The following is an 11,910-nucleotide window of genomic DNA, read 5'->3' as shown; positions in this document are numbered from 1 at the left end:
CACGATGCGGCGGTTCGCGTCAGAGCCTGCCGTCGATCAGTCCGAAGCGGTAGCTCGCCATCAGCAGCAGGAACAGGGTGATCGACAGGCCGACGCGAATCGACAGCGCCACCGCAGTACGCCGCCCTTCGCCGCGGTCCTTGAGCAGGAAGCCAAACGCAGAAGCCAGACTGGCAGCAATCAGCAGCAGAAACACGAGTACCACGAAGCGCATGGATTCCTCCGGTTCGATGACGACGCAGTTTAGTGCACAGGTGGCCGCGCCTGTCACGCAATCGCACGGATGGCGACGCCCCGCCGCGATTGCGTTGGGCGTACTCGCGACCGCGGCGTTCATCGCACTCGGAAACTGGCAGCTGAACCGTGCGGCGTTCAAGGCCGCCTTGCTGGCGCGCTTCGGTGCCGCCGAATCCGCGCAGGCCGTGCCGCTGCCGCAGGCCGGCGAACTCGCCCAGCGCGAGGCGCTGCGTGTTGCGGTATCTGGCGTCTGGTTGGCCGATCGCACCGCGTGGCTCGATAACCGCACCTACAACGGTCGTGCCGGCATGCAGTTGCTCACGCCGCTGCGCCTCGCCGATGGCCAGCTGCTGTATGTCAATCGCGGCTGGGCGCCGCTTGGCGGCGATCGCGCCCGCTTGCCGCAGGCGCCGCTCGCCACAGGTGTCGTTGAGCTGCAAGGAGTCGCGGTGCGCGCCGACGGTGGCGGCTTCACGCTCGCCGGCGGGGACGCGCGCGAGGCGGTGTGGAGTCATGTCGATCTTGCGCAACTGGTGCGCCATGCTGGCGGCCAGAAAGTCTATCCGCGCATCCTCGAGCTCGAGACTGATCTGCACGACGGGTTGGTGCGGGCATGGGCGCCGCCTGCACAGGGGCCGGAGCGCCACCGTGCCTATGCGCTGCAGTGGTTTTCCTTTGCAGCCATCGCCGCCGCACTGACGATCTACTGGGCATGGAGGAGCCGACGCCGTGATGAAGCCTGATGCTCGACGCACCCTGTTGTTGATCGCAGCGGTATGCCTCGCGCCGGTGATCGCCGGCTATGCCTTGTTCTGGTTCTGGAAGCCAGCGGGCGGCGCCAACTATGGCGAGCTGTTGCAGCCCGCCGTGTGGCAACCGGGCGTCTTGCGCGATGCCGGGGGCGCCTCGGTCGACCCTTCCGGGCTGCGCGGACGCTGGGTCATGGTGCTCGCTGCGCCGTCGCGCTGCGACGAAGCCTGCCGCCAGACGCTGTGGGTGATGCGGCAGGTACGCACTGCACAGGGCAAGGATATGGACCGCATCGAGCGCGTCTGGCTGCTGACCGATACAGGCGTGCCGGACGCCGCGCTGCTGTCGGAACACCCGGGTCTGCGCGTGCTCAACGTTGCCGCGGCATCCGCCCCGCAGGGGCGCATCGAACTGGTCGACCCGCTGGGCAATCGCATGCTCCGCTACCCGGCGCAACCCGAACCGAAGCGGATCATCAAGGATCTGCAGCGGCTCATGAAGTACTCACGCATCGGCTGACAGATGACCCGCAGACTCGCCACCTTTGCCTTCATCCTTGCCTGCGTCGTCATCGTGCTGGGCGCCTATGTGCGCTTGTCCGACGCCGGCCTGGGTTGCCCTGACTGGCCCGGCTGCTACGGCCAGTTGAGCCCCCATCATGCGGCGGACGCGATTGCCGCCGCCGCGGCTCAGGCGCCGCAGGGGCCGGTGTCGATGCCCAAAGCCTGGAAGGAGATGGTGCACCGTTATCTCGCGGCGACGCTGGGATTGCTGATCCTCGCCATTGCGACGCTGGCCTGGCGAAATCGCCGCCACGGCGAGATCCCGTGGCTGCCCTTGGCGCTGGTTGGCACCGTGATCTTCCAGGGCTTGTTGGGAAAGTGGACGGTCACGCTGCTGCTCAAACCCGCCATCGTTACCGGCCACCTGATTGGCGGGCTTGCCACCGCTTCGCTGTTGGCCTGGCTGCTGATGCGCGAAACCCGGGTGAGGCAGATCGCGCTGCCGGGCGGGGCGGTAGCGCTGGCGCGCGTTGCCCTGATTGCGGTCGCGATGCAGATCCTGCTCGGCGGGTGGACCAGCACCAACTATGCGGCGCTGGCCTGTGGCGAGCTGCCAACCTGTCAGGGTGTCTGGTGGCCGCAGACAGACTTCGCGAACGCCTTCCATGTGGTGCGGGAGCTGGGCATGACGGCGAGTGGCGAACTGCTCTCGCTCGCCGCGCTCACCGCGATCCATCTGACGCATCGCCTTGGCGCCATCATCGTGACGCTGGTACTGGTGGCGCTGATCGCGGTCTTGTCGCGGCGACCGACGACCCGCCGCTACGGTGTTTCGCTGGGCATCGTGCTCGCCCTGCAGATCGGGCTCGGTCTTGCCAACGTCCTGTTCAGCCTGCCCCTGCCGGTGGCGGTCGCACATAACGCCGGTGCGCTGGGTCTGTTGCTGCTCACGCTTCGGATCAATTACGTGTTGCGCCCGCTGGCGCAGATCGCAGTCGTCGAGAGGAGAGTCCATGAGAACGCTGTCGCTTGAGATCGCCCAGCCGCTGGCCGACCGCTTCCGCGCTTTCCTCGCGCTGACCAAGCCACGCGTCAACGCGCTAATCGTTTTCTGCGCGGTGATCGGCATGTTCCTCGCAGTGCCCAAAGGCTTGCCGCCGATGCTGACTGTGCTGGCCGCGACGCTGGGCATCGCCTGCGTGGCTGGCGCGGCGGCGGCGGTTAATTGCCTGATCGAGCAGAAGATCGACGCGGTGATGGCGCGTACCCGGGCGCGGCCGCTGCCGCGTGGCGTGCTCACACCGGCCGAGACGCTGGCCTTCTCCGGCCTGCTCGGCGGACTCGGCCTGACCGTGCTGTGGCACGTTGTCAATCCGCTGACGATGTGGCTCACGCTCGCCACCTTCGTCGGTTACGCGGTGGTCTACACGGTGCTGCTCAAACCCTGCACGCCGCAGAACATCGTGATCGGTGGCGCATCCGGTGCGATGCCGCCGGTGCTGGGCTGGGCGGCGATCACCGGCAATGTCTCGGCGGACGCCTGCCTGCTGTTCCTGATCATCTTCGCCTGGACGCCGCCGCACTTCTGGGCACTGGCGCTGTACCGCACGCAGGAATACGCCCGCGCCGGCTTGCCGATGCTGCCGGTCACGCACGGCGCCGAGTACACCCGGCTGCAGGTACTGCTGTACACGCTGATCCTCTTCGCGGTGACGCTGATGCCCTTCGCGACGCAGATGAGCGGGCGTCTATACCTCGCTTCGGCGGTGATTCTTGGCGCGGTCTTCGTCCGCTTCGGCTGGCGCTTATGGCGTGACTATTCCGATGCCCTCGCGCGTCGTACCTTCCGCTACTCGATCCTGTATCTTTCGCTTCTCTTTGCGGCCTTGCTGATCGACCACTACCTTTGATGCGACGTATTCTCGCTGGGGTGCTCGCAGCCGCCTTCCTGGGCGGCTGCGGCGTTTCTGACGCCCCCAAATTCCACGCCACCGACATCACCGGGGCCGACTATGCCCAGACGCTGGCGCTCACTGACCAGCATGGCAAGCCGCGCACGCTGGCGGACTTCAAGGGCAAGGTGGTCACCGTCTTCTTCGGCTATACGCAGTGCCCGGATGTGTGCCCGACCAACCTGACGACCATGGCACAGGTGGTGAAGCTGCTCGGTGCCGATGGCGACAAACTGCAGGTGGTGTTCGTGACCGTCGACCCCGAGCGCGACACGCAGCAGTTGCTCTCCGAGTACATGCCGGCCTTCCACCCCTCGTTCATCGGGCTGCGCGGCGACATTGCCGCGACCGAACGCGCGATGAAGGATTTCCGCGTCTTTGCGCAGAAGCAGGGCGATGTGAAAAGCGGTAACTACACCGTCGACCATACCGCCGGCACCTACGCGTTCGACCCCCAGGGCCGCCTGCGCCTCTACATCCGCCACGGCGAGACGCCACAGCGGATCGCCGACGACCTGCGCCAGTTGCTGGCCGGCAAGTAAGCCCCTCACCAACTGTTACAAAGTGCCGGTCAGCGGCCGCTGGCCGCGCCGCGTTCTTGGTATTGAACCTGCCCGCTTGAAGGCAGCGCACACAGGAAGGCGAGGAAACACGGATGGGCTTGCAGCGGATGGCACGCGCCTTCGGAGGCTTGGTCCTCGCATTGGCGATGTCGGCACAGGTCGCTTTGGCACAGGAACCGGATCCGCCCGGCCGCGTCGGTCGGCTCAGCTATGCGGAAGGCCGCACCGAAGCCTGGACGGAGGATCGTGGTGACTGGGCGCCGATCGGCCTTAACACGCCGGTCACCTCCCGCACCGGGCTGTGGACCTCGGCCAATGGTCGCGCTGAAGTGCGCGTCGGGAGCACGGCGGTGCGCCTCGATGCCGACTCCCAGGCCAACTTCAACCAGATCGACGATGCGGGTATCGCGATCGAAGTGCCGCGCGGCGTGCTGCGCGTGCGCCTGCGTACGCTGCCCGACGACGACCGCCTTGTGCTCAGCGCCGCGCAAGTGCGCGTCGAGGCGCAACGTGCGGGTGACTACCGGATCGAACACGACCCGGGTGCCCGTCGTGTGTCGGTGACGGTGTATGCCGGGCGCGCCCGCATCGATGGCGTGGCAGAAAGGCTGACCTTGCTTGCCGGACAGCGCGTGGACCTGGATCTCGTCGATTCGCGCATGCTGGCCTTGGGTGAGGCGGTGCGCAGCAGTTTCGACGACTGGTCCGAACGGCGCGACCGCGAGCAGGATCGCCTCGCGTCGTCGCGCTACGTATCCCCCGAAATGACCGGCATCGAGGCGCTCGACGGCCATGGGCGCTGGGAAGAGGACAGGCAGTACGGGCCGCTGTGGTACCCGGTGGCGGTGGCGCCGGGCTGGGCGCCCTACCGTTACGGCCATTGGGCCTGGATCGCGCCCTGGGGCTGGACCTGGGTGGACGATGCACCCTGGGGCTTCGCCCCTTTCCATTACGGTCGCTGGGTCCTGGTTGATGGCCGCTGGGGCTGGGCCCCCGGCACGTACGTGGCGCGCCCGGTGTATGCGCCCGCGCTGGTCGGGTTCTACGGTGGCAATGTTGGCATCGGTGTCGGCGTCGGCGTGCGGGTCGGGCCGGTGGTGGGCTGGTTCCCGCTCGGCCCGTGGGAACCCTACCGTCCGCCGCATCACTGCAGCGACGACTATTACCGCCGGGTGAACATCACGCATGTGAACGTCACCAATGTGAACATCACCAACATCAACGGGCCGACGCCGCGCACGCCGGGCGGCCCGAATGGCGACCGGCCGATCTATCCGAACAACTACCGCTATGCAACGCAGCGCGACGCGGCGACCTTTGTGTCGCGCGACGATTTCACCGGCGCACGCCCGATCCGCGGCAGCCAGGGCTCGCTGCCCGACCCGATGATCCGCCAGTTGCCAGTGGTCGCGGCGCCGCCGACGCCTGCCGGGCGGCCGGCATTGCCGGCCCAAGGCAACGGCGCACGCGATCCGCACGGCGACATGTGGCCGAACCGTGGCGGACCCGGCAGCGCGCCGGTTCAACCACCGCCCGGTCCGGCTCGCAGCGACGCTGGCAGCGATACACGTACGGCAACACCCGCGATGGTGCCGCTGGATCCGTCACGTCGGGCTCCTGATGGTTCTCTGCGCCCCGGGCCCATGGTGCCTGTGCAGCCGGTGCCCGGCCCGACAAGGCCGCCCGTTGCACCGACAATGCCGGTCGAACGCGAGGTACGGCCGCAGACGGCGCGGCCCATCGAGGCCAGGCCTGCGACACCAAGTGCGCCGGTGGCAGCGCCGGTAGATCCGGTTCGCGACGCCGGCCCGGCGTCCCCGAACTGGCGTGGCCGGGTGGATGTGGCGCCGGAGCGCCAAAGCGGCTCGCGCACCTTCGATGGCGGGCGCGATCCGCACGCGCCGCAGATTCGGTCCGAGCCCTCGGCGCCGTCGGCGATCCCGCGACCGAACAGCGCGCCGGTCATCCCGATGCCGCCGCGGCAACCGGAAGTGCGGGTCGAGCGCGCGATGCCGGCGCCGGTCGCGCCGCCGGTGCAGCGCGCACCCGAGGTGCGGGTCGAAAGGCCCGCTCCGCCGGCAGCCCGGCCGGCCGAGAGCGCGCCGCATCGCGAGCGCGACACCAAGGATCGCTCGGAGGATCACCTCCGCGGCCACAACGGCAAGCAGGCCGAGTAGCCGGAAACGAAAAGGCCCCTTGCGGGGCCTTTCTCATGCAGCAGGCACGGCCTGGGCGGCTCAGACGTAGGCGGCGAGCGCGCCCTTCATCTTTTGCAGTGCCTTGGCTTCGATCTGGCGGATGCGCTCGGCCGAAACACCGTATTCGTCGGCCAGTTCCTGCAGGGTTGCGCTTTCGTCGTCGGCCAGCCAGCGGCGGCGGATGATTGCGCGGCTGCGTTCGTCCAGTGCTTCCAGTGCAGTCTCCAGACCTTCGCTCTGCAGGCGGTCGCGGCCACGCGCTTCGATCACGGCGGTCGGCTCGGCGTTCGCATCGGTCAGGTAGGCGATCGGCGCGACGCGGTGGTCGTCCTCGTCTTCTGGCCCGAGTTCAAGCGCGACATCGCCACCCGAGAAGCGGGTTTCCATCTCGCGCACTTCTTCCGGCTTGACGCCCAGCACGCGCGCCATTTCGGCGACTTCGCCGGTGGTCAGCGTGCCGTTGTCCGGCTTCATGCTGCGCAGGTTGAAGAACAGCTTGCGCTGCGCCTTGGTGGTTGCAATCTTGACCAGGCGCCAGTTCTTCAGGATGTACTCGTGGATCTCCGCCTTGATCCAGTGGATCGCGAAGCTCACCAAGCGCACGCCGCGATCCGGGTCGTAGCGTTTCACCGCCTTCATCAGGCCGACGTTGCCTTCCTGGATCAGGTCGCTGTGCGGCAAGCCGTAGCCGAGATAGTTGCGCGCGATCGAGACCACCAGCCGCAGGTGCGAGAGCACCAGTTGGCGCGCGGCTTCCACATCCTGCTCGTCGCGCAGGCGGCGTGCGAGCGCCAGCTCCTGGGCTTCTGTCAGGATCGGAAAGCGGTTCGCCGCCTGAACGTACTGATCGATGCTGCCCAGTGCGGACGGGACGGGAAACGAAAGGGAAGCGGTCATCTGCAAAACCTCCAGCGATAGCTTTGATGCAATGTTAGCACTCGACGACTGAGAGTGCTAATGGCTGGATTGGTTCCCGATGGGCGGGCGATGCGCGTGCAAATGCTCAAAGGAACACCACGATCGGTGTTCCTTCAAAAGGGGATTTTCCACAATCGGATCGATCAGGCGACCGGCTCGAGTTCCGAGGCGTAGAACAGGGCTTCCAGCGTGGCACAGGCTTCGTCCGGGTCGACGCGGACGTACCACATCGCTTCGCGGGCGTTGCCGCCGAGGCGGTTCTTGCGTACCAGCGTGCCGGTGCGGCCGTTGAAGAAAGCCTGGCGTGCTGCGTTGGCTTCCAGATGACCAATGCGGACGCGGTGTCCAACTTCCAGTGATTGGGTTTGCATGGCTTTGCTCTGCTCTCGCTTGTTGTTGGCCGATTGCGCGTCGTGAGCGCCATCGGGTTTTGTCTCTGATGCGGATTGTTCGCCCATAGCATTCAAGCGTCTTGATGATGTTTGGCGATTCTAAGCCCTCAAAATGACAAAACGCTACAAAAATGACGCTCGCGTTTTTGCTCTGCAGCAAAAGAGCTTTCAGGAATTGCCATGCGGTTTGTCGGGGGCGTCCGCGGTGTGAGGCAAAGCTGTCATCGATCTGGCGTTGATCGGACCGAATCGCAGCCGCGACAGCAAAAGGATTGGGGGGCGTCTGCGCTGAAATGACCGCGCCGCACCATGCCGGCGCGCCGGTCAATCATGATGGCCGCGCAAAGTTGATCGGAATTGCTGCGACTGGGGTCGGGTGTCTCGTTTCAGGCGATTTGCGCCTGTTCGATGCGCAGGCAGGCGACGCGATGGGTCGGGTCGATGAGCGGGTCCAGTGGTGGCACCGTGACATGGCAGCTCGCCTCGGCGTGCCGACATCGGGTGCGGAACACGCAGCCAGAGGGCGGCGCAATCGGGCTTGGCAGGTCGCCCTCGAGGATCTGCACTGCCTTGCTGCGCTCGCGTGCCGGGTCCGGGATCGGTACGGCGGAGAGCAGAGCGCGGGTATAGGGATGGGCCGGGGCGCGGAACAGCGCGTCGGCATCGGCCATCTCCATCGCGCGGCCGAGGTACATCACCAGCACGCGGTCTGAGATGTGGCGCACCACCGCCAGGTCGTGGGCGATGAAGACCAGTGCGAGGCCGTCTTCCTGCTGCAGATCCATCAGCAGGTTGATGACCTGGGCTTGGATCGACACATCCAGCGCCGACACCGGTTCGTCGCAGATGATCAGCTTCGGCTTGACGATCAGCGCACGCGCGATGCCGACGCGCTGGCACTGACCGCCCGAGAATTCATGCGGGTAGCGATTGATCACGTTGGGTTGCAGGCCGACGCGCGTCATCACGCGCTCCACTTCGGCCTTCACCGCCTGCGCACCGATGCCCGGGCGCAGCGTGCGCAGGGGCTCGCCGATGATGTCGCCGATGGTCATGCGCGGGTTCAGCGAAGACAGCGGGTCCTGAAAGATCATCTGCAGGTCGGCGCGCAGCGGCTGCCAGTCGGCTTCGGGCAACCCAGCGAGCTCGCGCCCGGCCAGCTTCACGCTGCCGCCTGCGATCGGGTTAAGGCCGATCAGTGCCCGTGCGAGCGAACTCTTGCCGCAGCCGGACTCACCGACGATGCCCAGTGTCTCCCCGGCGTTCAGGGTAAAGCTCACGCCGTTGACCGCCCGCAGCAGCCGCGGTGCTGACCAAGGCAGCAAGCCCTCTCGCCCGACTTGGAATTGGACTTGCAGGTCGTGAACTTCAAGCAGGGGCGCGCTCACGGTGCGATCCTCCGATCGTTGGCTTGCGCGCTATCGGCTGCGGGTGCTGCGGTGGCATCGGTGTAGCGAAGCTGTTCGAGTGGCCGATGACAGGCACGACGACGGCCCTCACCAAAGGCGGTGAGGGGGGCAGGGGCGAGGCAGGCGGTGTCGCGTTCAACACAGCGTGGCGCAAACGGGCAACCGGGCGGCAGCGCAAGCAGGTTGGGCGGGTTGCCGGGGATGGTCGCGAGACGGTCACTGCCGTGTGGGTGATCCATGCGCGGTACCGCATGCAGCAGACCCATCGTGTAGGGGTGACTGGGATGCGCGAACAGCGCTTCCGCCGGGCCCTGTTCCATCACGCGGCCGGCGTACATCACCAGCACCTGGTCGCAGACCCCGGCAACCACGCCCAGATCGTGCGTGATCATGATCACTGCAGTGCGGAAGTCGCGCCGCAGATCCTGAAGCAGCCGCAGGATCTGCGCCTGCACCGTGACGTCGAGCGCGGTGGTCGGTTCATCCGCGATCAGCAGTTTCGGCCGGCACAGCAGCGCCATCGCGATCACGACCCGCTGGCGCATGCCGCCAGAGAACTCGTGCGGGTACATGGTCAGACGCTTCTTCGACTCTGCAATCTTCACCGCATCCAGCATGCGCGCCGATTCCGCCAATGCGGCCTTGCGGTCCAGCCCCTTGTGGAAGCGCAGTACCTCGGTGAGTTGGTCGCCGACTGTCAGGTAGGGGTTCAATGCGGTCATCGGGTCCTGGTAGATCATTGCGATCTCGGCCCCGCGGCGGGTGTTCAGCTCGGCTTCCGAGAGCGCGAGCAGATTGGCGCCACCGTAGAGCACTTCACCGGTGGCGCACCCGTTTCTCGCGAGCAGGCCCATCAGCGCAAACGCAGTCTGGCTTTTGCCGGAGCCGGACTCGCCGACGATCCCCAGCGACTCGCCCTCCTGCAGCGAGAACGAGAGGTCATTAACCGCGGCGACCTCGCCTTCTGGCGTGGCGAAGCGGACGTTCAGGTTGCGGACGTCGAGCAGGGCACCGGCGGCGCGCGGCCGCCCGAAGCCGCCGAGCGCCCCCTCGGGGGGCAGCGAACGGGACGGAGCGTGGGGGTGGTCCATATCAGCGGTCCTTCGGATCCAGCGCGTCGCGCAGGCCGTCGCCAATGAAGTTGAAGCAGAACAGCGTGGTGACGAGGAAGGCGGCCGGGAATCCAAGCTCCCAGGGCGCGGCCTCGATCGACTTGGCGCCCTGTTCGAGCAGTGCGCCCCATGAGGTCATCGGCTCCTGCACGCCGAGCCCGAGGTACGAGAGGAAGCTCTCGAACAGGATCATCGAGGGCACCAGCAGCGTGGCGTACACCGCTACGATGCCCAGCACGTTGGGCACGATGTGCCGGGTGATGATGCCCCAGCGCGACACGCCGCAGACCCGCGCCGCCTCGACGAATTCCTTGCGCTTGAGCGACAGGGTCTGGCCGCGCACGATGCGCGCCATGTCCAGCCAGCTGACCGCGCCGATCGCGAGGAAGATCAGCCACAGCTCGCGGCCGAAGAAGGTCATCAGCAGGATCACCAGAAACATCACCGGGAAGCTGGCGAGGATCTCGAGGAAGCGCATCATCACGCTGTCGGTCTTGCCGCCCAGGAAACCTGCGGTGGCGCCGTAGAGCGTGCCGATCAGCACCGCCACGAGCGCGCCGAGCGCACCCACCATCAGCGAGATGCGGCCGCCGAGCAGCGTGCGGACATACAGGTCGCGCCCCAGGTTGTCGGTGCCGAACCAGTGTGCGGTGTCGGTGGCGGGGGCGACGTGCATGTTGTCGAAATCCGGCTCGTCAAAGGCGTGCGGCGACGGCAGGGCGCCAAAGGCACACAGCAGCACGATCACGGTGAGGATCACCAGGCTCGCGAGCGCTGCGCGGTTGCGCAGGAAGCGCCGGCGGGCATCGGCCCACAGGCTGCGACCGCGGATGCTCTGCGACAGGGTGTCATCGAGCCCGGGCAGCGGCGGCAGCGGGCGCGCGAGGCGTTCGACCAGTGTGGGCGCCGACGGCGCGTGGGAAGGCGAATGCATCGTCGGCCCTTCAGTGGATGCGGATGCGCGGGTCGATGAAGCCGTACAGGATGTCGACCACCGCGTTGAAGAAGATCGTCAGCGTGCCGATCAGGATCGTCAGCCCGAGCACCATCGGGTAGTCCCGGTTCAAAGCGCCGTTAACGAAGAGCTGCCCGATGCCGGGGATGCCGAAGAAGGTCTCGACCACGACCGAGCCGGTGATGATGCCGACGAAGGCCGGCCCGAGGTAGGAGATCACCGGTAGCAGCGCGGGTTTGAGCGCATGGCGGCGCAGGATGTAGCCCGCCGGCAGGCCTTTGGCGCGCGCCGTGCGGATGAAGGGGCTGCCGAGTACTTCGATCATGCTGCCGCGGGTGATGCGGGCGATAACCGAGATGTAGTGCTGGCACAGCACCGCTACCGGCAGCACCACGTAGATCAGCGTGCCACCTTCCCAACCGCCGGCGGGTAGCCACTTGAGGCCGATTGCGAAGACCAGCGCCAGCACCGGCGCGAGCACGAAGTTCGGCAGCACCACGCCGATCATCGCGACGCCCATCACCGCGTAATCGACCCAGCTGTTCTGCCGCAAGGCGGCGGTGACGCCGGCTGCGATGCCCACGATCACCGCGACGATGAAGGCCATCAGGCCGAGCCGGAAGCTCACCGGCGCCGCGGCCCACACCAGATCATTGACGGTGAAATCCTTGTACTTGAACGAGGGGCCGAAATCCCCGCGCGCCAGGTCGGTGAGGTAGCCCAGGTACTGCTGCCAGGCAGGTTGGTCGAGGCGGTACTTCGCCGCCACGGCAGCAACCACTTCGGGCGGCATGTTCGCTTCGGACGAAAACGGCCCGCCCGGCGCGAGGCGGATCAGGAAGAAGGTCACCGTGACCAGCACCAGCAGGGTCGGCAGCGCTTCTAGCAACAGACGGCGGAGGATGAACTTGAGCATGAGCG

13 protein-coding genes are annotated in these 11,910 nt (G+C 66.7%); 6 read left to right on the top strand and 7 right to left on the bottom strand.

Annotated elements, in window-relative coordinates; genetic code table 11:
• Window positions 1-19: 19 nt before the first annotated feature.
• Window positions 20-214, bottom strand: coding sequence for a DUF2909 domain-containing protein (locus GGR36_RS11845; protein ID WP_183634790.1), 195 nt, complete (start codon window positions 212-214; stop codon window positions 20-22).
• A 16-nt stretch (window positions 215-230) separates the two neighbouring features.
• On the opposite strand from GGR36_RS11845, the gene GGR36_RS11840 reads away from it, so the two are divergent.
• The 6 genes from GGR36_RS11840 (at window position 231) to GGR36_RS11815 (ending at window position 6,182) form a co-directional block, all read left to right on the top strand.
• Window positions 231-980, top strand: a complete 750-nt coding sequence (locus GGR36_RS11840) for an SURF1 family protein (protein WP_221229526.1) — start codon at window positions 231-233, stop codon at window positions 978-980.
• Window positions 970-1,506 carry an SCO family protein gene (locus GGR36_RS11835; protein ID WP_183634788.1) on the top strand — a complete coding sequence of 179 codons (537 nt, stop codon included), beginning with the start codon at window positions 970-972 and terminating at the stop codon, window positions 1,504-1,506. Before GGR36_RS11840 ends, GGR36_RS11835 begins: the two co-directional genes overlap by 11 nt.
• Window positions 1,507-1,509: 3 nt before the next feature.
• Entirely contained in the window at window positions 1,510-2,523 is a 1,014-nt protein-coding gene (locus tag GGR36_RS11830; RefSeq protein ID WP_183634787.1) for a COX15/CtaA family protein, read from the top strand.
• Entirely contained in the window at window positions 2,504-3,400 is an 897-nt protein-coding gene (cyoE, locus tag GGR36_RS11825; protein ID WP_183634786.1) for a heme o synthase, read from the top strand. Before GGR36_RS11830 ends, cyoE begins: the two co-directional genes overlap by 20 nt.
• Window positions 3,400-3,984 (top strand): SCO family protein, encoded by a 585-nt coding sequence (locus GGR36_RS11820; protein ID WP_183634785.1) that lies wholly within the window; start codon window positions 3,400-3,402, stop codon window positions 3,982-3,984. Before cyoE ends, GGR36_RS11820 begins: the two co-directional genes overlap by 1 nt.
• Window positions 3,985-4,112: 128 nt before the next feature.
• Window positions 4,113-6,182, top strand: a complete 2,070-nt coding sequence (locus GGR36_RS11815; protein WP_221229525.1) for a DUF6600 domain-containing protein — start codon at window positions 4,113-4,115, stop codon at window positions 6,180-6,182.
• A gap of 60 nt (window positions 6,183-6,242) precedes the next feature.
• On the opposite strand, the gene rpoH is transcribed toward GGR36_RS11815, so the two are convergent.
• The 6 genes from rpoH to oppB form a co-directional block, all read right to left on the bottom strand.
• Window positions 6,243-7,100 carry an RNA polymerase sigma factor RpoH gene (gene rpoH / locus GGR36_RS11810; protein ID WP_183634783.1) on the bottom strand — a complete coding sequence of 286 codons (858 nt, stop codon included), beginning with the start codon at window positions 7,098-7,100 and terminating at the stop codon, window positions 6,243-6,245.
• A 164-nt stretch (window positions 7,101-7,264) separates the two neighbouring features.
• A complete protein-coding gene (locus GGR36_RS11805; protein ID WP_183634782.1) occupies window positions 7,265-7,492 on the bottom strand; it encodes a hypothetical protein in 228 nt (75 codons plus the stop codon).
• Between the two features lie 407 nt (window positions 7,493-7,899).
• Entirely contained in the window at window positions 7,900-8,901 is a 1,002-nt protein-coding gene (locus tag GGR36_RS11800) for an oligopeptide/dipeptide ABC transporter ATP-binding protein (protein WP_183634781.1), read from the bottom strand.
• Window positions 8,898-10,013 carry an oligopeptide/dipeptide ABC transporter ATP-binding protein gene (locus tag GGR36_RS11795; protein ID WP_183634780.1) on the bottom strand — a complete coding sequence of 372 codons (1,116 nt, stop codon included), beginning with the start codon at window positions 10,011-10,013 and terminating at the stop codon, window positions 8,898-8,900. Before GGR36_RS11795 ends, GGR36_RS11800 begins: the two co-directional genes overlap by 4 nt.
• A 1-nt stretch (window position 10,014) precedes the next feature.
• On the bottom strand, window positions 10,015-10,968 hold the full coding sequence (gene oppC / locus GGR36_RS11790) for an oligopeptide ABC transporter permease OppC (RefSeq protein ID WP_183634779.1): 954 nt from the start codon (window positions 10,966-10,968) through the stop codon (window positions 10,015-10,017).
• 10 nt (window positions 10,969-10,978) lie between these two features.
• Window positions 10,979-11,905, bottom strand: a complete 927-nt coding sequence (oppB, locus tag GGR36_RS11785; RefSeq protein WP_183634778.1) for an oligopeptide ABC transporter permease OppB — start codon at window positions 11,903-11,905, stop codon at window positions 10,979-10,981.
• Window positions 11,906-11,910: the final 5 nt, after the last annotated feature.

It is taken from the genome of Niveibacterium umoris (assembly GCF_014197015.1).
Taxonomy (GTDB): Bacteria; Pseudomonadota; Gammaproteobacteria; order Burkholderiales; family Rhodocyclaceae; genus Niveibacterium; species Niveibacterium umoris.
The sequence above is the reverse complement of the archived record's forward strand: the minus strand, read 5'-3'. Positions and strand labels throughout refer to the sequence as shown.

What these genes read in the sequence shown, in the direction of transcription:
- GGR36_RS11845 (WP_183634790.1), bottom strand. Translation starts at nt 214, where the DNA reads ATGCGCTTCGTGGTACTCGTGTTTCTGCTGCTGATTGCTGCCAGTCTG.
- GGR36_RS11840 (WP_221229526.1), top strand. Translation starts at nt 231, where the DNA reads ATGACGACGCAGTTTAGTGCACAGGTGGCCGCGCCTGTCACGCAATCG.
- GGR36_RS11835 (WP_183634788.1), top strand. Translation starts at nt 970, where the DNA reads ATGAAGCCTGATGCTCGACGCACCCTGTTGTTGATCGCAGCGGTATGC.
- GGR36_RS11830 (WP_183634787.1), top strand. Translation starts at nt 1,510, where the DNA reads ATGACCCGCAGACTCGCCACCTTTGCCTTCATCCTTGCCTGCGTCGTC.
- cyoE (WP_183634786.1), top strand. Translation starts at nt 2,504, where the DNA reads ATGAGAACGCTGTCGCTTGAGATCGCCCAGCCGCTGGCCGACCGCTTC.
- GGR36_RS11820 (WP_183634785.1), top strand. Translation starts at nt 3,400, where the DNA reads ATGCGACGTATTCTCGCTGGGGTGCTCGCAGCCGCCTTCCTGGGCGGC.
- GGR36_RS11815 (WP_221229525.1), top strand. Translation starts at nt 4,113, where the DNA reads ATGGCACGCGCCTTCGGAGGCTTGGTCCTCGCATTGGCGATGTCGGCA.
- rpoH (WP_183634783.1), bottom strand. Translation starts at nt 7,100, where the DNA reads ATGACCGCTTCCCTTTCGTTTCCCGTCCCGTCCGCACTGGGCAGCATC.
- GGR36_RS11805 (WP_183634782.1), bottom strand. Translation starts at nt 7,492, where the DNA reads ATGCAAACCCAATCACTGGAAGTTGGACACCGCGTCCGCATTGGTCAT.
- GGR36_RS11795 (WP_183634780.1), bottom strand. Translation starts at nt 10,013, where the DNA reads ATGGACCACCCCCACGCTCCGTCCCGTTCGCTGCCCCCCGAGGGGGCG.
- oppC (WP_183634779.1), bottom strand. Translation starts at nt 10,968, where the DNA reads ATGCATTCGCCTTCCCACGCGCCGTCGGCGCCCACACTGGTCGAACGC.
- oppB (WP_183634778.1), bottom strand. Translation starts at nt 11,905, where the DNA reads ATGCTCAAGTTCATCCTCCGCCGTCTGTTGCTAGAAGCGCTGCCGACC.